The sequence below is a fragment of the Ruegeria sp. CDSA241 genome (assembly GCF_059611265.1).
Map to the genome: position 1 here is coordinate 1 of NZ_JBXWPF010000027.1, position 19815 is coordinate 19815.

General features: G+C 57.7%; 20 protein-coding genes and 1 riboswitch. Of the genes, 17 read left to right on the top strand and 3 right to left on the bottom strand.

What is annotated here, in order from left to right:
• From cobF to AC2FJV_RS19050, 4 genes are all read left to right on the top strand, one after another.
• Positions 1–688 (top strand): precorrin-6A synthase (deacetylating) (gene cobF, locus AC2FJV_RS19035; protein WP_496714373.1); only part of this gene is annotated, 688 nt, incomplete at its 5' end.
• Between the two features lie 43 nt (positions 689–731).
• Positions 732–940: riboswitch (cobalamin riboswitch) on the top strand.
• 37 nt (positions 941–977) lie between these two features.
• Positions 978–1148, top strand: coding sequence for a CbtB domain-containing protein (locus AC2FJV_RS19040; protein WP_142632876.1), 171 nt, complete (start codon positions 978–980; stop codon positions 1146–1148).
• Between the two features lie 4 nt (positions 1149–1152).
• Positions 1153–1851, top strand: coding sequence for a CbtA family protein (locus AC2FJV_RS19045; protein ID WP_142632874.1), 699 nt, complete (start codon positions 1153–1155; stop codon positions 1849–1851).
• 66 nt (positions 1852–1917) lie between these two features.
• The gene (locus AC2FJV_RS19050; protein WP_281994378.1) at positions 1918–2412 is read left to right on the top strand and encodes a hypothetical protein; all 495 of its coding nucleotides are present in this window, start codon (positions 1918–1920) and stop codon (positions 2410–2412) included.
• On the opposite strand, the gene AC2FJV_RS19055 is transcribed toward AC2FJV_RS19050, so the two are convergent.
• On the bottom strand, positions 2409–2822 hold the full coding sequence (locus tag AC2FJV_RS19055; protein WP_271947977.1) for a DUF1636 domain-containing protein: 414 nt from the start codon (positions 2820–2822) through the stop codon (positions 2409–2411). The two genes, AC2FJV_RS19050 and AC2FJV_RS19055, sit on opposite strands and share 4 nt — an antisense overlap.
• A 68-nt stretch (positions 2823–2890) precedes the next feature.
• Between AC2FJV_RS19055 and AC2FJV_RS19060 the strand changes: the two genes are divergently transcribed.
• The 7 genes from AC2FJV_RS19060 to mdoH all read left to right on the top strand — a co-directional run bounded on the left by AC2FJV_RS19060 (position 2891) and on the right by mdoH (position 12382).
• Positions 2891–3349: a DUF302 domain-containing protein gene (locus AC2FJV_RS19060; protein ID WP_496714375.1), complete on the top strand. Its 459-nt coding sequence runs from the start codon at positions 2891–2893 to the stop codon at positions 3347–3349.
• 77 nt (positions 3350–3426) lie between these two features.
• Positions 3427–5046: a thiamine pyrophosphate-binding protein gene (locus tag AC2FJV_RS19065; RefSeq protein WP_496714377.1), complete on the top strand. Its 1620-nt coding sequence runs from the start codon at positions 3427–3429 to the stop codon at positions 5044–5046.
• Complete coding sequence (locus AC2FJV_RS19070; RefSeq protein ID WP_142632866.1) at positions 5033–6217, top strand: CaiB/BaiF CoA transferase family protein; 1185 nt, start codon at positions 5033–5035, stop codon at positions 6215–6217. The genes AC2FJV_RS19065 and AC2FJV_RS19070 overlap by 14 nt, the downstream gene beginning before the upstream one ends.
• A 181-nt stretch (positions 6218–6398) precedes the next feature.
• Positions 6399–7769, top strand: coding sequence for a tetratricopeptide repeat protein (locus tag AC2FJV_RS19075; RefSeq protein WP_142632864.1), 1371 nt, complete (start codon positions 6399–6401; stop codon positions 7767–7769).
• A 34-nt stretch (positions 7770–7803) separates the two neighbouring features.
• Positions 7804–9021 carry an OpgC family protein gene (locus AC2FJV_RS19080; protein WP_142632862.1) on the top strand — a complete coding sequence of 406 codons (1218 nt, stop codon included), beginning with the start codon at positions 7804–7806 and terminating at the stop codon, positions 9019–9021.
• Positions 9018–10517: an OpgD/OpgG family glucan biosynthesis protein gene (locus AC2FJV_RS19085; RefSeq protein WP_496693351.1), complete on the top strand. Its 1500-nt coding sequence runs from the start codon at positions 9018–9020 to the stop codon at positions 10515–10517. The genes AC2FJV_RS19080 and AC2FJV_RS19085 overlap by 4 nt, the downstream gene beginning before the upstream one ends.
• On the top strand, positions 10514–12382 hold the full coding sequence (gene mdoH, locus AC2FJV_RS19090; protein ID WP_496693350.1) for a glucans biosynthesis glucosyltransferase MdoH: 1869 nt from the start codon (positions 10514–10516) through the stop codon (positions 12380–12382). The genes AC2FJV_RS19085 and mdoH overlap by 4 nt, the downstream gene beginning before the upstream one ends.
• On the opposite strand, the gene AC2FJV_RS19095 is transcribed toward mdoH, so the two are convergent.
• On the bottom strand, positions 12383–13198 hold the full coding sequence (locus tag AC2FJV_RS19095) for a CE1 family esterase (RefSeq protein ID WP_496714379.1): 816 nt from the start codon (positions 13196–13198) through the stop codon (positions 12383–12385). It abuts the gene before it with no gap.
• Complete coding sequence (locus tag AC2FJV_RS19100) at positions 13195–13668, bottom strand: rhodanese-like domain-containing protein (RefSeq protein ID WP_496714380.1); 474 nt, start codon at positions 13666–13668, stop codon at positions 13195–13197. The genes AC2FJV_RS19095 and AC2FJV_RS19100 overlap by 4 nt, the downstream gene beginning before the upstream one ends.
• A gap of 214 nt (positions 13669–13882) precedes the next feature.
• Between AC2FJV_RS19100 and AC2FJV_RS19105 the strand changes: the two genes are divergently transcribed.
• From AC2FJV_RS19105 to AC2FJV_RS19130, 6 genes are read left to right on the top strand one after another with little or no spacing between them, the layout of a single operon-like run.
• Entirely contained in the window at positions 13883–16756 is a 2874-nt protein-coding gene (locus AC2FJV_RS19105; protein ID WP_496714401.1) for a monovalent cation/H+ antiporter subunit A, read from the top strand.
• Complete coding sequence (locus AC2FJV_RS19110; RefSeq protein WP_496714382.1) at positions 16756–17115, top strand: Na+/H+ antiporter subunit C; 360 nt, start codon at positions 16756–16758, stop codon at positions 17113–17115. Before AC2FJV_RS19105 ends, AC2FJV_RS19110 begins: the two co-directional genes overlap by 1 nt.
• Complete coding sequence (locus AC2FJV_RS19115) at positions 17112–18656, top strand: monovalent cation/H+ antiporter subunit D (protein WP_496714384.1); 1545 nt, start codon at positions 17112–17114, stop codon at positions 18654–18656. The genes AC2FJV_RS19110 and AC2FJV_RS19115 overlap by 4 nt, the downstream gene beginning before the upstream one ends.
• Positions 18653–19153, top strand: coding sequence for a Na+/H+ antiporter subunit E (locus AC2FJV_RS19120; protein ID WP_496714385.1), 501 nt, complete (start codon positions 18653–18655; stop codon positions 19151–19153). The genes AC2FJV_RS19115 and AC2FJV_RS19120 overlap by 4 nt, the downstream gene beginning before the upstream one ends.
• Positions 19150–19419 (top strand): K+/H+ antiporter subunit F, encoded by a 270-nt coding sequence (locus tag AC2FJV_RS19125; RefSeq protein WP_496688625.1) that lies wholly within the window; start codon positions 19150–19152, stop codon positions 19417–19419. Before AC2FJV_RS19120 ends, AC2FJV_RS19125 begins: the two co-directional genes overlap by 4 nt.
• A 7-nt stretch (positions 19420–19426) precedes the next feature.
• Positions 19427–19813 (top strand): Na+/H+ antiporter subunit G, encoded by a 387-nt coding sequence (locus tag AC2FJV_RS19130; RefSeq protein WP_142632844.1) that lies wholly within the window; start codon positions 19427–19429, stop codon positions 19811–19813.
• Positions 19814–19815: the final 2 nt, after the last annotated feature.

Here is a 19815-nt window from a genome sequence, read left to right on the forward strand (position 1 = left end):
TCAAGGGGCGCAGGCGATCCGCTCGGCGGACCTGATCCTGATCCCCCGCAAGGGCGAAAACAAGGCCGATCTGGCAGGGCTGCGCGAGCAGATCATCGCTCAGGTCGCGGATACTCCTCCGCAAATCGCGTATTTCGACATTCCCAAACGCCGTGCCGATGATGGCTATTTACGCGGAGTGGACGAATGGCACGACGCGATTGCATTGCGCTGGCAGGAGGCCATCGCAGCCCACCCGAAGGCCCGCCATGTGGCGCTGCTGATCTGGGGGGATCCGTCGCTGTATGACAGTTCGCTGCGAATCGCGGCACGTTTGACCCCTCAGCCAGAAACACGGGTGATTCCCGGCATCACCGCGCTGCAAGCGCTGACGGCGGCCCATGCGATTCCGATCAACGAACTGGGCGCGCCCTATATCGTAACAACTGGTCGTCGCATCCGGGACGAAGGATGGCCGGAAACCGCAGAAAACGTGGCGGTGATGCTGGATGGCGAATGTTCCTTCCAAAACCTGGACATGGAAGACTTGGACATTTGGTGGGGCGCATATGTCGGCATGAAAGAGGAAATCCTGATCAAAGGCCCTTTGGCCGAGGTTGCGCAGCAGATTCTGGACCGCCGCGCCCATGCCCGTGCCGACCATGGTTGGATCATGGATATTTATTTGCTGAAAAAGCGCATAATCTGACACAATACGTCGCAAATGATGATTGCACCGCCACAGCTATAGCGGCTAAATGGGGGTGTCTGGTCCTGCCGGAGAAATCCGGATGCTAAGAGGGAATTTGGTGCGACTGCCTCGGTGGTCAACTCCAAAGCCGCCCCCGCGACTGTAAGCGGAGAGCCCCTGTTCAACCAGCCACTCCCGGTTATCCGGGGGGAAGGCGAACAGAGGCATCGACCCGCAAGCCAGGAGACCTGCCAGGCGAAAAAACGAAACACCGGCCGTCGGGTGCGGCGGCAGAGGAGAATACAAAATGGCAACACAAACGAAAACAGCATCCGCCGCGCGTACAGGCTTTGTTCCGGTCATGTTTGCAGTGGTTCTGGGTCTGGGCCTCATCACGCTGACCGGTCACGTTCAGGCAGCGGCCCTGCATGATGCAGCGCATGACGTGCGTCACGCGACCGGCTTCCCCTGCCACTAAGACCGTGTTCAGTCGTATATTGACCAGCGCGTTGTTCGCTGGTGCTGCAGCGGGGCTGATTGCCGCCTTGCTGCAGTTGGTATTTGTGCAACCAGTATTGTTGCATGCCGAGCTTTATGAATCCGGAGAGCTGGTGCATTTCGGGGGCGAGACCGTATCGGCTCATCCCGAGCTGCCGCGCATGTTCTCTGAACTGACGCGTGATGCGCTGAGTGTCATCTTTACCATGCTGACCTATACCGGCTATGCGCTGGTGATGGTTGCGCTGATGTCGGTAGCCGAAGGTCAAGGGCATCAGATTGATGGCCGGACCGGCGTTCTTTGGGGGTTGGCCGGATTTATCGCCTTCCACCTTGCACCAGGTTTCACCCTGGCGCCCGAAGTGCCGGGTGTCGCAGCAGCCGATGTCTATGCACGTCAGGTCTGGTGGTTCGCAACGGTTGCAGCAGCCCTTGTCGCCATGTGGTTGATCGCCTTTGGAGGTAACCTGATCAGCTATGTGATCGCCGCAGTACTTCTGTTGGTGCCACATCTTATCGGTGCACCCGAGCCCGATGTTTTCACCGGCCCTGTGCCGACTGAAATTGGCGCATTGTTCGCGGCACGAGCTTTTGGAATCGGTCTGGTTGCATGGGTTCTGGTTGGCGCGTTCGCTGGCTATTTCTGGCAGAAAGAAGCGCAACCTTCCGAAGCAACGGCCTGATCGCACTTCGATTGAACGCGCCAGGTGTAAACTTGGCGCGTTTCCCTATGTTTTCAAGGAAATACAATGACCCGTTCACTTGCTCTATTCGTGATCGGTCTGGTCTTTGGCGGCGGTGCAGGATTTGTAATTGCTGCTGCAAATGGCGTCACATTTGATGGCCACGACCATTCTGATCCGTCTCTTCACGGAGCCTCACACACTGAGACCATGGCCCACGATCATTCCACGGCCCTGAACCTACCGGCAGGCGCAGATGCACCTACACTGGACATCGCTCTGACACAGGATCCTATGTCTGGCTGGAACCTGCATGTCATGCCAAAAAACTTTACCTTCGCACCGCAGAACGCATCGACCGCAGACTTGGCAGGCGAAGGGCACGCGCATGTTTACATCAACGGAGAAAAGCTCGCCCGGCTTTACGGCAGTTGGATGCATCTTGATCAGTTGCCCAAAGGCGAGGTCGAGGTTTCGGTTTCACTGAATTCCAACAGCCATAGCCCGCTTTCGGTCGATAACGTGCCGGTTCGTGCTGCGGTTACGGTTCAAGTCGACTAAAGCGCCGGAATACGCGCACGCAAACACATCCGAAGCCGCCCGCAGGGTCGGGCGTCTTCGATCCAGCCCTGCGGGCTGTTCAGGTAAGTACGGCAAGTTTCAGCGATATCCGCGGCATCCGCCACCACATCGACACCAGAAAACACATAAGATGCGCGCCCCTGCGCCTGTATAGCCAGCGCCGTGGGTTCCGCGCAGCCGCTGAAACAGGCGTGTTCGCTCACTTCGACCTGATCCGTCAATCCGGCCCTTTTCAGTGCGTCCTGCACAGCCTGGACCTCGGCCGCCCGATCACGTGCGGTGCCACAGGTTTTGCAGATCATCAGGCGCATCCGATCCAGACCTTTCCCTTCGTCCTGCGCCCGTTTCTGCGGCTTTAAGCGGCGCGGCGCAATCCCGAATGCGCACAAGATTGTGAGTGCGACGTTCTCACATTTCTGGCAGGATTCCTGCAGACACCTTAAAAGGAGGCCTCTGGATGAAACTGCTTTGGACCGTCTTCGCCCTGCTGGCCCTGCCCGCCTGGGCCGACGAACCGCTCTCGGGATGGGCCGTGTATCCTACGGGCAAAAGCTATGAAGAATTGGTCTCGGACACCAAATCGGCGGTTAAGGCAAACGGTCTGATCGTGGTCACGCAGGCCGGCCCCACCAAAGCCGCCGCCGCACGGGGAATTACAATCCCAGGCAATCTGGTGATCGGCGCCTTCAACAATGACTATGCGGTGCGCGTGCTGGAAACCTCGGTGCGCGCAATGATCGAAGCACCGATCCGGTTTTACGTGACTGAAAACGAGGACGGTACCGCCACCCTGTCCTATAAAACGCCCAGCTTTGTATTCGCGCCCTATATCTATGAGGGAGGAGACCCCCTGAGGGACATTGCCCAGGAATTGGATGACACCTTTCAGATCGTGGCCGAAGCCGCTGTCAAATAGTCACACTGGCGTGATGCGCCTTGCGTCCGGGTCTGTCCTCCGCAATCTGCGTTGAAACAGTTTTCGGAGCTTTACTGATGCAGGACTCGTCGCCCCGCGCTGCGGACATTCTGGCCCAACGGCTTTATGAGGCTGGCTGCCGCCACGCTTTTGGCATGCCAGGTGGCGAGGTGCTGACCCTAGTGGATGCGTTGGAAAAGGCGGGAATAACCTTTCACCTGACCAAACACGAGAACGCGGCTGGCTTTATGGCCGAGGCGGTGCATCACCGCGACGGTGCCCCGGCCATTCTGGTGGCCACACTCGGTCCAGGCGCGATGAACGGGATCAATGTGGTCGCCAATGCGTTGCAGGACCGGGTGCCAATGATCGTGCTGACCGGCTGTGTCGACGCAGATGAGGCGCTGACATACACCCATCAGGTCATGGATCACGCACGGGTCTATCGCTCGATCACCAAAGGGACGTTCATGCTGACCGCCAAAGGCGCGGATATTATCGCAGACAAAGCGGTATCGCTGGCCAATCAGCCGCGCACAGGACCGGTGCATATCGACGTGCCGATTTCGGTTGCGGATGCGCCTGTGACCGATGTCAAACGCCGCCGTCTTGTCAAACCTGCCGCCGTCGCGCCCGAGGGGGATTGCGTTGAAAAAGCCCGCCGCTGGGTGGCACAGGCCGAACGGCCCATCGCGATTATCGGCCTGGATGTTCTATATGACGACTCGCGCAATGTGGTGCAGGCGTTCCTTGAACATTTTGGCATTCCTTTTGTGACAACCTACAAGGCCAAGGGCGTGGTTCCCGAGGATCATCCACTGTGCCTTGGCGGCGCGGGCCTGTCGCCGCTTGCTGACACCCATCTGGTGCCGCTGGTTGAACAGGCCGATCTGGTGTTGTGTCTGGGCTATGACCCGATCGAAATGCGCCCTGGCTGGCGCGAGATATGGGACCCCGAAGAAAAGCGCGTCATCGACATTTCGGCGGTTCCGAACGATCACTACATGCATCAGGCCGGGTTGAACCTGGTGGCTGATACCGGCGCGACCCTCGAGGCCGTTGCAAAGGGCAACCCTGCCCGCGCCACCTGGCCCGGCGGTGAGCCCGAACAGGTTCGGGCCGCCCTGGCGCGAGCCTTCCCTACTGATGACGTATGGGGTCCCGCCGCGGTAATTGCGGAAACCCGCGCGGTTCTTCCTGCCGAGACATTGGCCACCGCTGACAGTGGCGCACATCGCATCCTTCTCAGCCAGATGTGGGGATGTTCCGAAGAACGCGGGCTGATCCAATCTTCAGCGCTCTGCACCATGGGCTGCGCTCTGCCAATGGCCATCGGGCTGAAACTGGCCGAACCCACGCGCCCGGTCATCAGCTTTTCCGGCGATGCCGGGTTCCTGATGGTCGCCGGAGAACTGTCGACCGTTGCCGAGATGGGTGGTAACCCGATTTTCCTGGTGTTCGTCGACGCCAGCCTTGCCCTGATCGAATTGAAACAGCGTCAGCGGCAAATTGGGAACGTAGGCGTCGATTTCGACCGCCACGACTTTGCAGCTATGGGCCGGGCCTTCGGTGGGAATGGTCACACGGTGCGCACCCGCGCCGAACTGAGGGATGCTCTGGAAGCGGCAACCAAGTCTGATAGGTTCACCGTAATCGCTGCTGAGATTGACCGCGGAGGATATGATGGCCGGATCTGAAGGACCGCTGAAGGGCGTCAAGGTTCTGGACCTGTCCCGCATTCTGGCCGGACCGACCTGCACACAGTTGCTGGGCGATTTGGGTGCCAGCGTTATCAAGATCGAAAACCCTGCTACTAAAGGGGACGACACGCGCCAGTGGGGCCCACCCTATGTCGCTGATGCCGACGGGGTTCCATCGGATCTTAGTGCCTATTTCATGTCAGCCAACCGCAACAAGAAATCGGTCGCCATCGACATCACCACACCCGAAGGTCAGGCGGAAATTCGGCGGCTGGCCTCGTTTGCGGACATCCTGATCGAGAATTTCAAACCCGGCGGGCTTGCGAAATACGGGCTGGATTACAAATCGCTCTCGCAGGAATTCCCTAGCCTCGTCTATTGTTCGATCTCAGGCTACGGGCAGGATGGGCCTAACGCATCAAAGCCCGGATATGATCTGATGGCGCAGGGCTATGGCGGTGTCATGTCTCTGACCGGCGATCCCCAAGGGGCGCCGATGAAAGTTGGAGTTGGTATCGCTGATGTCATGTGCGGTATGTATGCCTGCGTTGGCATTTTGGCAGCATTGCGCCATCGGGACCAGACCGGAGAGGGACAGCAAATTGATCTGGCTCTGGTCGATTCCCAGATTGCGTGGCTGATCAATGAAGGCGTGAATTATCTGACATCCGGCAATGTGCCACAACGCCGTGGGAATGGTCATCCAAATATCGTTCCATATGACGTTTACGAAACCGCTGATGGCCATGTGATCCTTGCTGTAGGTAATGACAGTCAGTTCCGCCGGTTCTGCGAATTCATCGACCAACCTGATCTGGCGGATGACGTCCGCTTTGCGACGAATCCGGCGCGGCTGGAAAACCGGGATGCGTTGAACGCCCTATTGCGCCCTGCGGTTCAGTCATATGACACAACAACCGTCATCGCAGAACTTGAGGCACGCAAAGTACCAGTTGGGCCGGTCCAGACCCTGGATCAGGTTTTTGACACCGAGCAGGTCGCGGCGCGGCAAATGCAGATCGCGATGCAGGCTGCCCCGGCCGAGGTAAAACTGATCGGAAACCCGCTGAAATTGTCGCGGACACCGGTTACCTACCGGACGGCTCCGCCACAGTTCGGAGCGGACACTGCAGCAGTCTTGAACGCGAAGAACCCATTTGAAGATTGAAACACAATGCCTTACTAGGCGGCATATTGCTGAAACATGCCGTTGAATCGGCGGATTTTTTCACGTTTTCCACACACAGCTTTTCACCAATTCGAGAGCAGGGCCGATACTGATACGACCCCGCCTGACTCTCTGCTAAATCGAATAAAGTAATAAATCGCAAATGGATTGGATCCCGCGCATGAAACAAGATGTTTTCGGACAGATGAACACTCTTTGCCATTCGGCCAGTGTCGAGGCGTGGAATGGTGTTCTGCTTGGTTTCATGGCGCATTCAGCTGTCACACCCCTGCATCTGGGCAAAGTGCTAGAGCTTGAGCCCGATTTCGCGCTTGGTCACGCCGTCAAAGGCCTGTTCCTGGTCTTGCTGGGCCGGCGCGAGATGATGCCAGTTGCAGCGGAAGCGTTGAATGCTGCCAACACCGCTATGGATCGCCAACCGGTAACTGATCGCGAGCGGCTTTATGTCGACGCGTTGGCCCTTTACCTGTCCGACCTGCCCTCACATGCAATCCAGAAGTTTGAAGAAATTCTGCGCCTCCACCCACAGGACTCGCTGGCGATGAAACTCAGCCACGCAACACGGTTTGTCTTGGGAGATGCCGCTGGTATGCGACGGTCGATCGAACGTGTCCTGCCTGCTTATGAACCCGACCACGCCGGCCGCGGATATCTTCTGGGGTGCCATTCCTTCGCGCTTGAGGAAACCGGGGCCTATGAAAAAGCCGAAATCGCCGGACGTCAGGCACTGTGGATGGTGTCGGATGATGCCTGGGGTCTGCACGCAGTGGCCCATGTGCACGAGATGACCGGCAATGCGCAGCAAGGTCTTGATTGGCTGGCCGGACGCGAGGATGCCTGGGCGCATTGCAACAACTTTCGCTATCATGTCTGGTGGCACAAGGCGCTGATGCATCTGGACCTGGGTCAGGTCGATCAGGTTATGGAACTGTATGACCAGTATGTCCGGCAGGACAAAACCGACGATTACCGTGACATATCGAATGCCACGTCGCTTTTGTCCCGGCTCGAGCTTGAGGGCGTCAAAGTTGGAAACCGCTGGGAGGAACTGGCCGACCTCAGCGCCGCCCGGACCGAAGATGGCTGCCTGATCTTCGCCGATCTTCACTATCTGCTGGCCCTGACCGGCGACAACCGGACCGAAGCGACCGGCAAAATGCTGCAGCGCATCCAGAAAGATGCCCAGCGCAATCAGGGCGACACTCCGATCCGGATGTCGGATCCCGGTATTGCCGCAGCCAAAGGGCTTGAGGCTTTTGGCGACGGCCTTTACGGCGAAGCATTTGATTTCCTGTCGAATGCACGGGACGGAATGCAACTGGCCGGTGGTAGCCACGCCCAACGTGATGTATTCGAGCGCATCACTATTGATTCCGGCCTGCGTGCCGGCCGTTTGGATGCTGTCGAGCGCATTCTAGACGACCGCCGTGCCAAGCGGGCCGGGGGTGAGGACAATTATGCTATGGCGCGCCGCGCATTGATCGACGCGGCTCGCGATAACCAAGACGCACAAAGCGTTCCGGCAGAATAACAAAACAAAAAGACTGAAGAAGGACAGAACTCGTATGGCGACTCTATCGCCCGCTTCTGATTTTGCACCTGTGGCCGCCACCTCGGCCGCCCCTGTTAGTACGCGCGACCCGCGTCTGGATTTCTATCGCGGAATCGCGATGTTCATCATCCTGATTGCGCATATTCCCAACGACCCCTGGGCCAAGTGGATCCCTGCCCGGTTTGGTTTTTCGGATGCAACCGAGATTTTTGTTTTTTGTTCGGGCATGGCCTCGGCCATCGCCTTTGGCGGCGCGTTCCTGCGCAAGGGCTGGTGGATGGGCACTGCGCGGGTATCATACCGGATCTGGCAGGTTTACTGGGCGCATATCGGCCTGTTCTTCTTTGTCGCGATGACGATGGCTGCGCTGAATCAATCAGGCCTGTTTGAGAAGAACTACATCTCGTCCCTGAACCTGCAGCATTTCTTCAATGATCCTGCTCCGCAGATCGTCGGCCTGTTCACCCTGACCTATGTGCCGAATTATTTCGACATTCTACCTATGTATCTGGTGGTACTTGCAATGATGCCGCTGTTCATGGGCCTGTCCCGCATCGGATTCTGGGCGGTTGCAGCCACATCCGTTGCTATCTGGCTCGTGGCGCAGACCGACGTTCTGGACCTGCCCGCCGAGCCCTGGTCGGATCGTCAGTGGTTTTTTAACCCTTTTGGCTGGCAGTTGCTTTTCTTTACTGGCTTTGCATTCATGCGCGGCTGGATCCCGGCCCCTCCGGTGTCAAAAACGTTGATTTGGGCAGCGGCGCTGTTCCTGATCTTTTCAATGCCTTTCGGGTCGTGGAAAGTGTTCACATGGGTGAATGCCGCAGCCCCGGATTTGGCCGATGAAATCCGCAAAGTCTGGCCCATCACGAAGGAATTCCGCGACAAGACCGATTTCGGTCTGTTTCGCTACATGCATTTCCTGTCGCTGGCCTATCTGGGCTGGGTCGCTGCTGGCGAGCATGGACACCGCCTGATCGCAACCGGTCAGAGCGCAGGCGCCAAAGCTTGGCAAATCGTGCTGACCCTGGTCACCAAAGTGGGTCAGCAATCACTTGCCGTATTCGTATTTTCCATGGCAGCAGCACGACTTATCGGCGTTGGGCTCGATTTGTTTGGGCGGGATTTTGCCACTGTCTTTGTCGCTAATATGATTGGCTTTGCCATGATCATCAGCGTGGCCTATTTGGCCGCGTGGTTTAAGTCACAACCCTGGAAATCAAAGAAATGAAATTCACACGTCGCGCATTTCTGGCCACGACTTCGGCGCTTGCCTTCGCCCCGGCCACCTTTGCCGTGGGCGGAGAGGTCCCGTTTGACCGCAGTGACGTGATCTCGCTGGCCCGCGAGTTGGCCGCAAAGCCCTTTGCCGAGCGCAAGATGGTCCCGCAGGAATGGCAGGACCTGACCTATGAGCAATACCGCTCGATCCGGTTCCGCCTGGATCGTGCGCTTTGGTTCGAATCTGAGACGCCTTTCAACGTCGATTTCTTTACGCCCGGGCTTTATTTTCCGCGTACGGTTCAGGTCTCGACCGTCGAAAACGGCATGGCAAAACCCGTAGCCTTCGATCTGTCGATGTTTGACAAGTCGACCGAGGTCCCTCAGTTGCCCGTCGACGACACGCTGGGTTTTTCGGGCCTGCGCCTGCGGACTGAAATGCACCGCCCCGGAAAAACCGATGAGTTCTGTGTGTTTCAAGGCGCCAGTTATTTCCGGGCGATCGGCCTTCACGAGGTCTACGGCCTGTCGGCCCGGGGGCTGGCGCTGAAAACCGGCGATCCGGATGGTGAAGAATTTCCCGAATTCATTCGTTTCTGGCTGGAACGTCCCAAGCCCGGTCAGCGCAACATGGTCGTTCACGCCCTGATGGACAGCCCGAGCGTGACAGGGGCCTATCGGTTCAATGTCACGGCAGGCGCGGATTGCGTGATGGAGGTCGAGGCCACTCTGTTCCCGCGTATGGAACTGACCCATGTCGGCATTGCACCCGGCACGTCGATGTTCCTGTTCGATCAGACCAATCACAGCCGTTTCGACGATTTCCGCCCTGCGGTGCATGACAGCGACGGGCTGTTGATCCGCAACGGCGCTGGCGAGGTCCTGTGGCGGCCTCTGGCAAACCCGACCCGCCTGCAGTTCTCGTCCTTTGTTGACATGAACCCGCGCGGGTTTGGCCTGATGCAGCGGAAACGCGCGTTCTCGGATTATGCCGATCTTGAAGCGAGTTACCACAAACGCCCCGGCCTCTGGGTCGAACCAACTGGCGATTGGGGCAAAGGTGCGGTCACTCTGGTCGAAATCCCGGCTGATCAGGAAATCTACGACAATATCGTCGCCTATTGGCGCCCGATGGAGCCCTATGCGGCCGGAAGCCAGGTGGACCTGTCCTACCGCCTGATCTGGGGTGAGGAACCAGAGCGCACCCCGATGCCACGCGTGATCAACACCGCGATGGGTGACAACACATTTGGTCACGGCCGTCTTGCAGTGATTGACTTTGAGGCCAGCGAGCTATTCGACGAACCTGAGGCGATGACGATCTTTGTGGACTCGCCCCATGCAGAGACCTCGGAAGGCGTCCTACAGCGCAACCCCGATACTGGCGGCCTGCGGTTGGCCTTTTCCTTCGAGCCGGGAGACCGGAACCATGTGGAACTGCGCGCACAGTTGCTGAAAGACAAGCAGCCTGCCTCCGAAGTCTGGCTGTATCGTTGGACATCATGAGCAACGATCTGCATATCATGCCGCCTGAGGCACCCCTGGCGATGCCGGAGCAGAATTTCAGCGCTGGGTTCCGTGACGCTCAGGCGCCCCGCAGCAGGCAGGCATCTGCGGGATTCTGGCGTGCGCTGGCGTTCTCGCCTGCGATGGCGGCTACGCTGGGCTTGCTTTGGGTCATGACCGACTGGTTCGGAGCCGAAGGGATCAATCTGATCGAAGCGATTCTGTTGGCTCTGATCTCATTCAACTTTTTCTGGATCTCTTTCACGGTCTGCACCGTTTTGTTGGGTATGATTTCCCTGTCGCGGCAGGAACAGCCCAAACGTCAGGGCCGCCCACAGGCGCTGCGCGTCGCGCTTCTTATGCCGGTCTATAATGAAGTACCCTGGAACGTGCTGGGCAACGCCCGCACGATGCTGGAAGACCTGCGCGCGCGCGATGGTCAGCACCATTATGCGATGTTCATCCTCTCTGACACCCGCGACCCCGAGATCGCGGCACAGGAACAAGTCAGCGTCGAAGCGTTGCGCACCACCCTCGCGCCGGGACTGGAACTGTATTATCGTCGGCGAGAACAGAACACAGACCGCAAGGTCGGAAATATCGCAGATTGGGTCAGCCGTTGGGGTGCGGATTGGGATGCGATGCTCGTGCTGGATGCCGACAGCCTGATGACCGGCCGCGCCATCCTGCGCCTGACGGATTCTCTGGCGCGAGACCCCGGTGCGGGCCTGATCCAGAGTTACCCTCAGTTAATTGGTGCTCAGTCGGTTTTTGCCCGGATGCAGCAATTTGCCAATGGCGTTTATGGTATCGCCTTCGCCGAAGGTCTAGCCCGCTGGTGTGGTCAGGAAGGTAACTATTGGGGCCATAACGCGATCATCCGCACCAAGGCTTTTGCCAACTGCGCGGGGCTGCCAAGACTGCGCGCAATGAATGGTCAGGAAAAACTGATCATGAGCCACGATTTCGTCGAGGCCGGCCTCATGCGTCGCGCCGGATGGGGCGTGCGGTTCCTACCGCGCATCCGTGGATCCTATGAAGAAACCCCACCAACGCTGATCGACCACGCGTTGCGTGACCGGCGCTGGTGTCAGGGCAATTTGCAACACCTGAAGTTGTTGGGCTCAACCGGATTCCGCGCTGTGTCGCGGTTCCACATGTTCCATGGAGCAGTCGGATATCTGATGTCGCCGCTGTGGTTTGCCTTGCTGGTGATGTGGGCGCTGATCGGTCAGGGCGAGGATGCCTCGGTCCTGCACTATTTCAGCCCCGACAATCCGCTGTTCCCGCAATGGCCCGAGATGTCGGAAACCCGCCACGTGCTGATCATTCTGGTCATGTATGCCATGTTGCTGGCCCCCAAGGTACTTGGCGTGCTTGCCCTGCCTCTTAGCGGTGTGCGCTATGCGGATTTCGGTGGCGCAGGTAAATTCATGACCTCATTCATCTCGGAAGTCATCCTGTCGATCCTCTATGCGCCGATCCTTATGGTGCAACAGATGATCGCCGTCTTCCGGACAATTCTTGGTATTCAAAAAGGCTGGTCTCCCCAGGCGCGGGATGGTGGCAGCTATGGCCTGCGGACGCTGATCTTATGTCACACGCTGGAAACTATCAGCGGTATAGCCTTGGGCGCCGGCATCCTATCGGGTCTGGTGTCAATCTGGCTGGCTCCGATTGCCATAAGCCTGGCCTTTGCCATCCCGCTTTCCGCACTCAGCGGCGTATCAACCTCACCGGCGCGGCGCATGGTCGGAATGAAAGAAGATGTTCAGGAACCGGCAATCACCCGGTCCGCCCGTCTCCACAGGGATGAATTGAAGCGCCTGGTCGAAGGCAAAACTGTCATGACTCCTGCCGAGTGATCAACCACCCGGCAGACCCTCGTACCACTCTACCATCATATCCGACCATCCCTGCGGCACGTTGTGACCACCTGGGAAAAGTGCGAATTCCAATATCGCGCCATCGGCGCATCCGGTCCATCTGCGGCGCATAAACTGCCCGGTCGCGGAAAATCCGCTGGGTTTGGTATCGACGCATTCATTTGCGACCCGCCAAATTTCCAGACCGGCAAAGATATCGCCCTGATGGAATCGACCACCGCCCAAAAGACGCCCTTCCAGCGGGACTACATTGTCGATCCAGCCATGGGTGTGAAACATGCGCACCGGGCCATCGCAGGCCTCGGGATGCGGTCGCCAAAACCCACCTGAAACCGGAGCATAGGCCGAAAACGTATCCGGCGCCGCGCAGGCGAGGTAATAGACCATGAAGGCCCCCGCAGAAAACCCGCCCAACACGACGCGGTCATCATCGACCCCGAACCGGTCCGACGCATCCTGAACCACCTCGCGCAGAAAAGCCGTTTCGTCACGCCCTTCCCAACCCGGGAAGAAATTCCAGCTTTGGCGGCCGTTACGCTCGGACCCCTCCGGTGCCATAACCGCATATCCGCGCGCAAGCAGAGGATCAACCAAGCTGCGGTTCTTCAGCGTTCCGGTCGCAGTCCCGCCATAACCGTGCAGAAACACCACCAGCGGTGGGTTTTCGGTTTCGGGAAGTTCGATATGGTACCCACCCGACGGCGTTTCGCACATGTCTTCCTGATCGACACAGGCGGCCATTCCTGCATTCGCGATCACTGCCATCCCGACCGTAAGAAACAAGCTTCGGATCATTCTGCTTTCCCATCATAGTGTTGAACCGGCAGGCCTGCCCGGACCCAGCCCGGCCCTGCTGCTGAGCCTAACATACCCTCGGGCACGTCGATGATATTTGCGAACCCCGCCTCGGACAGCTGGTTGCTCAGCCGGGCCGAGCGCACACCGCGCGCGCAGATCAGGGCGATTGGGGCATCGTGGTCTCCGCCGACAATCTGCAGCAGCGCCTCATCAAAATCATCGCGACGCATGTCTAGGGGATGCGCGCCTTCGCCCACGCCTGAGGCATCCCATTCGCGTGGGGTACGGATGTCCACCAAAAATATATCTCCAAGCCTAGCTTGCTGATGCGCATCCCCGACACTGATCCGACCGCCCGCATAGCTCTGCGGGATCAGGCGGTATTCACGGATTGCAAAACCGCCCAGAACAGCAGCCGCACCAAACAGCAGAACCTTTCGCCGTGTCCGGTTTGCCCCAGCAGCCACTGTAATCCCTCCTGATCCGATGCGGTCCTATGTATCACAGCAGCTTATCCAGTTCCGCGTCGAAATTAACCTGCCTGTTCAAGTTCGTGTCATCGCCCCAACCTCTGCCTTGGGGCCCCTGAACAGGCAGAATGGCTTGCAATCGCTGGACACTCCGCGAATTATCCTTACAAAATCAATAGCACTTTTGACCGCCCAGACCGGAGTATCGCAGTTGTCCCTATTCCTCATCGCGGCCCTTCCCTTCCTCGGAGCTGTATTCCCAGCCCTTTTGATCCGGGCTGGACGAAACGCAGCAGCCTCGGCCGCTGGGTTGACCACTTTTCTGGCACTGATGGGGCTGTTGATTCACATCCCAACCGTGATGCGCGGCGAGGTCGTTACCGCCCGGTTCGACTGGATTCCGGCACTGGGTCTAAACGCCAATTTCATGTTGGACGGCCTTGGGTTTCTGTTCGCGCTGCTGATCCTTGGCATCGGTTTGCTGATCATCCTCTACGCCCGGTTCTACCTGTCACGCGAAGACCCGATGGGGCAGTTTTACACCTATTTGCTGCTGTTTCAGGGTGCGATGGTGGGAATCGTTCTGTCCGACAATATCCTGCTTTTGCTGATATTCTGGGAACTTACCTCGCTTAGTTCATTCCTTTTGATCGGATATTGGAAACACCTCCCCGAGGGACGACAGGGCGCGCGTATGGCGCTGGCTGTGACCGGCTCTGGCGGCTTGGCGATGATTGCGGGGATGCTGATCCTGGGCAATATCGTTGGCTCTTATGACCTAAGCGTCATTCTCCAGAACAAAGAGCTGATCCAGTCTTCACCCTATTACATGCCAGCGCTGATCCTGATTTTGCTGGGGTGTTTCACCAAATCGGCACAGTTCCCCTTCCATTTCTGGCTGCCACACGCGATGGCCGCCCCTACGCCAGTATCAGCCTATCTGCACTCGGCCACGATGGTAAAGGCAGGGTTGTTCCTGATGGCCCGCATGTGGCCCGTTCTGGCGGGAACTGATGCGTGGTTCTACATTGTGGCCACAACCGGCCTGGTAACCATGCTGATCGGGGCCTGCATCGCACTGTTCAAAGACGATCTCAAGGCGCTGCTGGCGTTTTCGACCGTGTCGCATCTGGGTCTGATAACCATGCTGCTGGGGTTTGGAACCAAGATTGCCGTCGTTGCTGCCATCTTCCACATCATCAACCATGCGACGTTCAAAGCAGCCCTGTTCATGACCGCCGGGATCGTGGATCACGAGGCCGGGACCCGCGACATCAAGCGACTGGGCGGATTGCGCCATTTGATGCCCATCACCTTCACCATCGGGACGATTGCCGCACTTTCCATGGCCGGTCTACCTCCGCTGAACGGGTTTCTGTCCAAGGAGATGATGCTGGAGGAAACGGTCCACACAACCTGGCTGCATTCGCATTATCTTGTGCCCGGACTGGCGCTGCTGGCGGCCTTGTTCTCTGCAGCCTATTCGTTCCGCTTTGTTGGTCACGTGTTCCTTGGTCCAGTACGCGACGATTACCCAACCCATCCACATGACCCACCGGCCGGGCTTTGGCTTGCACCCGCTTTCCTGGTCGTGCTTGTCGTCCTGATCGGTCTTTATTCCAACGCCATCGTAGGTCCGCTGGTGGCGGTTGTTTCAAGTGCGGTAATCGGGGGCGAGAAACTGCCCTATTATTCGCTGAAACTCTGGCACGGGTTTACGCCTGCCCTGTATATGTCCGCGTTCGCGACACTGGGTGGCCTGGCCTTGCTGACACAGCATCGGCGCGGTGAGTTTATCTGGAATGCGCTGCCCAGACCCGAGGCGAAGACCATTTTTGACGCAGTGATCGCTGCGCTTACGACAACCAGCCGCTGGGTCACAGATACTCTGCATAACGGGGTCCTCAGCCGGTATGCGGCCATCCTGATCGTCTTTACGGTTGGGCTGGGATATTATGCATTCGCCACTGGATCTATTGGCGTCGAAACACGCACGCCCCTACCCGTTCAGATCATTCCGTTCATTGGCTGGATCTGCCTGATCGCCGCAACGCTGGCCATCATGTGGTTCCACCGCAACCGGCTGCTGTCCTTGGTGCTGATCGGGGTCGTTGGCCTGATCGTCTCGATGGCGTTCAACTATCTGTCCGCCCCTGATTTGGCCCTGACGCAGATCTCGGTCGAGGTGGTGACGATGATCCTGCTGTTGCTGTCGCTGAACTTCCTGCCCACGGACACCCCCTGGGACAGCAGCGCGGCACGGCGCTGGCGGGATGCCGCGATCTCGGTCGTGGCAGGCATCGGATCAGGTGCATTGATCTATGCGCTGATGCTGCGGGATTTCGGCTTTCCCAGCATTTCCGAATTCCATCTGGCCAATTCGTATAAGGGCGGCGGAGGCACCAATGTCGTCAACGTGATCCTGGTGGATTTCCGGGGCTTTGATACCTTCGGCGAGATTATCGTTCTGGGCATTGCCGCCCTGATCATCTTTGCCCTGACCGAGGCGGTGCTGGAAACCAATGTCCGGGCCTATCTGCTGAACCGCAAACCGCATTGGCCACAATCGGGCGACTCGCATCCGCTGATGATGGTTGTGGCAACCCGTGTGATGATGCCCATCGCGCTGATGGTCGGGGCCTATATCTTTTTCCGCGGCCATAACCAGCCAGGTGGAGGGTTCATCGCCGGTCTGGTCGTCGCCATCGCCTATCTGATGCAATATATGGCCAGCGGTTATACCTGGGCCATCGAACGGCAACGGTTCTATTACCACGGCACAATCGGTTGGGGCGTTCTGATCGCCGCAGCAACTGGAATTGGCGCATGGTTCAATGAACGTCCCTTCCTGACCAGCGATTTCGGATATCTGAATTGGCCGCCGCTGGAAGAGTTCGAATGGGCAACCGCCATGCTGTTCGATACCGGCGTGTTCCTTGCGGTTTTAGGCGCGGTGATGCTGGCACTGGATAGCCTGTCCCGCTTGGCCTGGCAGCCCGGCATGGCGCAGGAATTCCCGATGGATATCAACCCGCTGCGGGACGATCCGCCTGAAGAAGAACAAGAAGAAAAGGAGCAGGTCTGATGGAAGCGCTCGTAGCCTCTGCGGTTGGCGTGATGACCGCCGCCGGGATTTTCCTGATCCTGCGTCGCCGGACTTTTCCGGTCATTCTGGGACTGTCTCTACTGACCTATGCGGTGAACGTCTTTTTGTTTGCCACCGGGCGGATGGCTTTGGACGCGCCGCCGGTTCTGAACAAATATGAAGAGGTCGCCTATACCGATCCCTTGCCGCAGGCCCTGGTGCTGACCGCCATCGTGATTTCATTCGGGATGACTGCGGTGATCGTGATGATCTCGCTTTCGGCTTACCTGTCGGCCAAGGATGACCACATCGACATGGCCGCTCATGACAATACGGACGCGCCGGGAGAAGACGCATGAACCATTGGATCGTTGCGCCAGTCGTCCTGCCCGCGATTCTGGCTCCGTTCATCATCATGGTCCTGCGGTACCACCTTGATTTGCAGCGCATATTCTCGGTCGCCGGTGTCGTGGCACTGCTTGGCATCGCCCTGACAATCACCGCACAGGCCGCAGGTGGAGACATTCTGGTCTATGAGTTGGGCAACTGGCCAGCGCCCTTTGGAATCGTGCTGGTGCTGGATCGGTTATCTGCCATGATGGTCTTGCTGACCGCGCTTTTGGCCCTTCCGATAGTGCTTTATGCGATTGCCTCCGGATGGGATGCACGCGGCAAGCACTTTCATCCCTTATTCCACTTTCAGCTTATGGGCGTATGCGGTGCCTTTCTGACAGGTGACGCCTTTAACCTGTTCGTGTTCTTCGAGGTATTGCTGATCGCGTCCTACGGTTTGATGACGCACGGCGGTGGAGCCGTTCGGCTCAAGGCAGGCGTGCAATATGTCGCCTACAACCTTTTGGGCTCAACGCTGTTTTTGTTTGCCCTTGGCACGCTCTATTCAGTGACCGGCACGCTGAACATGGCGGATATGGCTGTACGGATTGCCGAGCTTCCGCTCGAAGACACCGCTCTGATAAGAGTGGGTGCTGCCCTGTTGCTGCTGGTATTTTGCATTAAGGCTGCAGTTCTACCGCTGCATTTCTGGCTACCGGCCAGCTATGCGAATGCTCCTATGCCAGTTGCAGCGCTGTTTGCGATCATGACAAAGGTCGGGGCCTACTCGATCTTGCGCATGTACACGCTTGGCTTTGGCCCCGAGGTATTGGTTGCGCATGATCTTGTGATCAACTGGCTGCAACCTGCCGCTTTGGTAACTCTGGCCGTTGGTACAATCGGCATATTGGGCTCACGACACATCGCGCGCCTAGTGGCTTTTTGCGCCATCGCGTCAATGGGTACCCTGCTGATTGCAATTTCCCTGTTCACCGAAACAGCAACCGCCGCCGCTTTGTTCTATATCTACCATTCGACGCTTGCGACGGCGCTGTTGTTCCTGATTGCTGATCTGGTGATCGAGCGGCGCGGAGGCGCGATTGCCCCAAAGCACCCTATGGCACAGACCGGACTGATTTCCGCACTGTTCTTTATTGGTGCGATTGCTTTGGCCGGGATGCCGCCCCTGTCCGGGTTCATTGGCAAACTGCTGGTCCTGGACGCCGCGCGAGATGCACCAGACGCAAATACGGTCTGGGCTGTGGTATTGATCGGCTCATTCGTAACCATAGTAGGGCTGGCCCGCGCCGGAACTTTGATCTTTTGGAAAAGCCAAGACGCCAGCTTGGCCACCGACCAAGCCGATACAACTGACGGCGAGACCGCCTTTCAGGCAGCCCCGGAACCTTCGCCCGGGTTGGCCTTTACGTCGGTATTTGCTTTGATCATCGGTCTGGTCATGCTGACATTGTTTGCCGGGCCTGCAATGAACTACGCTACCAGCACAGCGGAACAGTTGTTTGCACCCGAAAACTACATCTCGGCCGTGTTAGGGGTGGAAGAATGAAAAAACTGCTTCACCGGATATTCCCGCACCCGCATCTGACTTTCCTGCTGACGGTCGTGTGGATTTTGCTGGCAAACACACCATCGCTGAATTCACTGGTGTTTGGCCTTGTGCTGGGGATTATCATCCCCTTCGTCACACAGCCGTATTGGCCAGACCGGCCCATTCTTCGGAATTGGCCGATGATCGCCGAATACATATTGGTGGTTCTATGGGACATTGTTGTCGCCAACATGACAGTTGCTAGGATCATCCTGTTCAAACGGGATTCCGACCGTGAACCGAACTGGGTCTGTATACCGCTGGAACTGCGCACACCCGAAGCGATTACGGTTCTGGCCGGGACAATCACCATGACCCCCGGCACCGTCAGTTGCGATCTGTCCGCGCAGGGTCACAACCTTCTGGTCCACTGCCTCGATGCGCCAAACCCGAACGAAGTACGCGATCAAATCAAGCAACGATACGAGCGCAGGCTAAAGGAGATTTTCGAATGATCGACCTAGCAATCTACTTTGCCTTTGCTTGTTTCGGCGCAGCCATCATGATGTGCCTGTGGCGGATCATTACGGCCGATGGAGTGGGCACCCGGGTTCTGGCGCTGGACACGATGGTGATCAACACAATTGCCCTTATGGTACTCTACGGGCTGTTTCTGGGGACCGAGATCTTTTTTGAGGCCGCGATGATCATTGCAATGCTCGGCTTTGTCTCAACTGTGGCCTACGCGCGCTTTATGCTGCGCGGCAATATCATCGAGTGAGGGCGACATGTCGGTAATCTTTGAATTTCTGGTCGCCTTCTTCCTGGTTGTTTCAGGCATATTTGGTTTTGTCGGATCGTACGGTATGATCAAGCTAAAGGACCCGATGTCCAGGCTTCACGCCCCCACCAAAGCGACAACGCTTGGGGTGGGTGGCGTTCTGATCGCCTCAATCATCCATTCCGTATTGATCGAACATCATCTGTCTCTGCACGAGCTGCTGATCACGCTGTTTCTGTTCCTGACTGCTCCGATCACGGCCCTGTTTATTGCCAAATGGCATATTCACCGCCATGAAAAGCCCCAGGATCTGCCAGACGCGGGTGAGGACAAAATCTGGGCCACACATGCGGTCGAACAAGTCGAAGACGTTCCTGATCACAGAAACACCTGATA

What these genes read in the sequence shown, in the direction of transcription:
- AC2FJV_RS19040 (WP_142632876.1), top strand. Translation starts at nt 978, where the DNA reads ATGGCAACACAAACGAAAACAGCATCCGCCGCGCGTACAGGCTTTGTT.
- AC2FJV_RS19050 (WP_281994378.1), top strand. Translation starts at nt 1,918, where the DNA reads ATGACCCGTTCACTTGCTCTATTCGTGATCGGTCTGGTCTTTGGCGGC.
- AC2FJV_RS19060 (WP_496714375.1), top strand. Translation starts at nt 2,891, where the DNA reads ATGAAACTGCTTTGGACCGTCTTCGCCCTGCTGGCCCTGCCCGCCTGG.
- AC2FJV_RS19065 (WP_496714377.1), top strand. Translation starts at nt 3,427, where the DNA reads ATGCAGGACTCGTCGCCCCGCGCTGCGGACATTCTGGCCCAACGGCTT.
- AC2FJV_RS19070 (WP_142632866.1), top strand. Translation starts at nt 5,033, where the DNA reads ATGGCCGGATCTGAAGGACCGCTGAAGGGCGTCAAGGTTCTGGACCTG.
- AC2FJV_RS19075 (WP_142632864.1), top strand. Translation starts at nt 6,399, where the DNA reads ATGAAACAAGATGTTTTCGGACAGATGAACACTCTTTGCCATTCGGCC.
- AC2FJV_RS19080 (WP_142632862.1), top strand. Translation starts at nt 7,804, where the DNA reads ATGGCGACTCTATCGCCCGCTTCTGATTTTGCACCTGTGGCCGCCACC.
- AC2FJV_RS19085 (WP_496693351.1), top strand. Translation starts at nt 9,018, where the DNA reads ATGAAATTCACACGTCGCGCATTTCTGGCCACGACTTCGGCGCTTGCC.
- mdoH (WP_496693350.1), top strand. Translation starts at nt 10,514, where the DNA reads ATGAGCAACGATCTGCATATCATGCCGCCTGAGGCACCCCTGGCGATG.
- AC2FJV_RS19095 (WP_496714379.1), bottom strand. Translation starts at nt 13,198, where the DNA reads ATGATCCGAAGCTTGTTTCTTACGGTCGGGATGGCAGTGATCGCGAAT.
- AC2FJV_RS19110 (WP_496714382.1), top strand. Translation starts at nt 16,756, where the DNA reads ATGGAAGCGCTCGTAGCCTCTGCGGTTGGCGTGATGACCGCCGCCGGG.
- AC2FJV_RS19115 (WP_496714384.1), top strand. Translation starts at nt 17,112, where the DNA reads ATGAACCATTGGATCGTTGCGCCAGTCGTCCTGCCCGCGATTCTGGCT.
- AC2FJV_RS19120 (WP_496714385.1), top strand. Translation starts at nt 18,653, where the DNA reads ATGAAAAAACTGCTTCACCGGATATTCCCGCACCCGCATCTGACTTTC.
- AC2FJV_RS19125 (WP_496688625.1), top strand. Translation starts at nt 19,150, where the DNA reads ATGATCGACCTAGCAATCTACTTTGCCTTTGCTTGTTTCGGCGCAGCC.
- AC2FJV_RS19130 (WP_142632844.1), top strand. Translation starts at nt 19,427, where the DNA reads ATGTCGGTAATCTTTGAATTTCTGGTCGCCTTCTTCCTGGTTGTTTCA.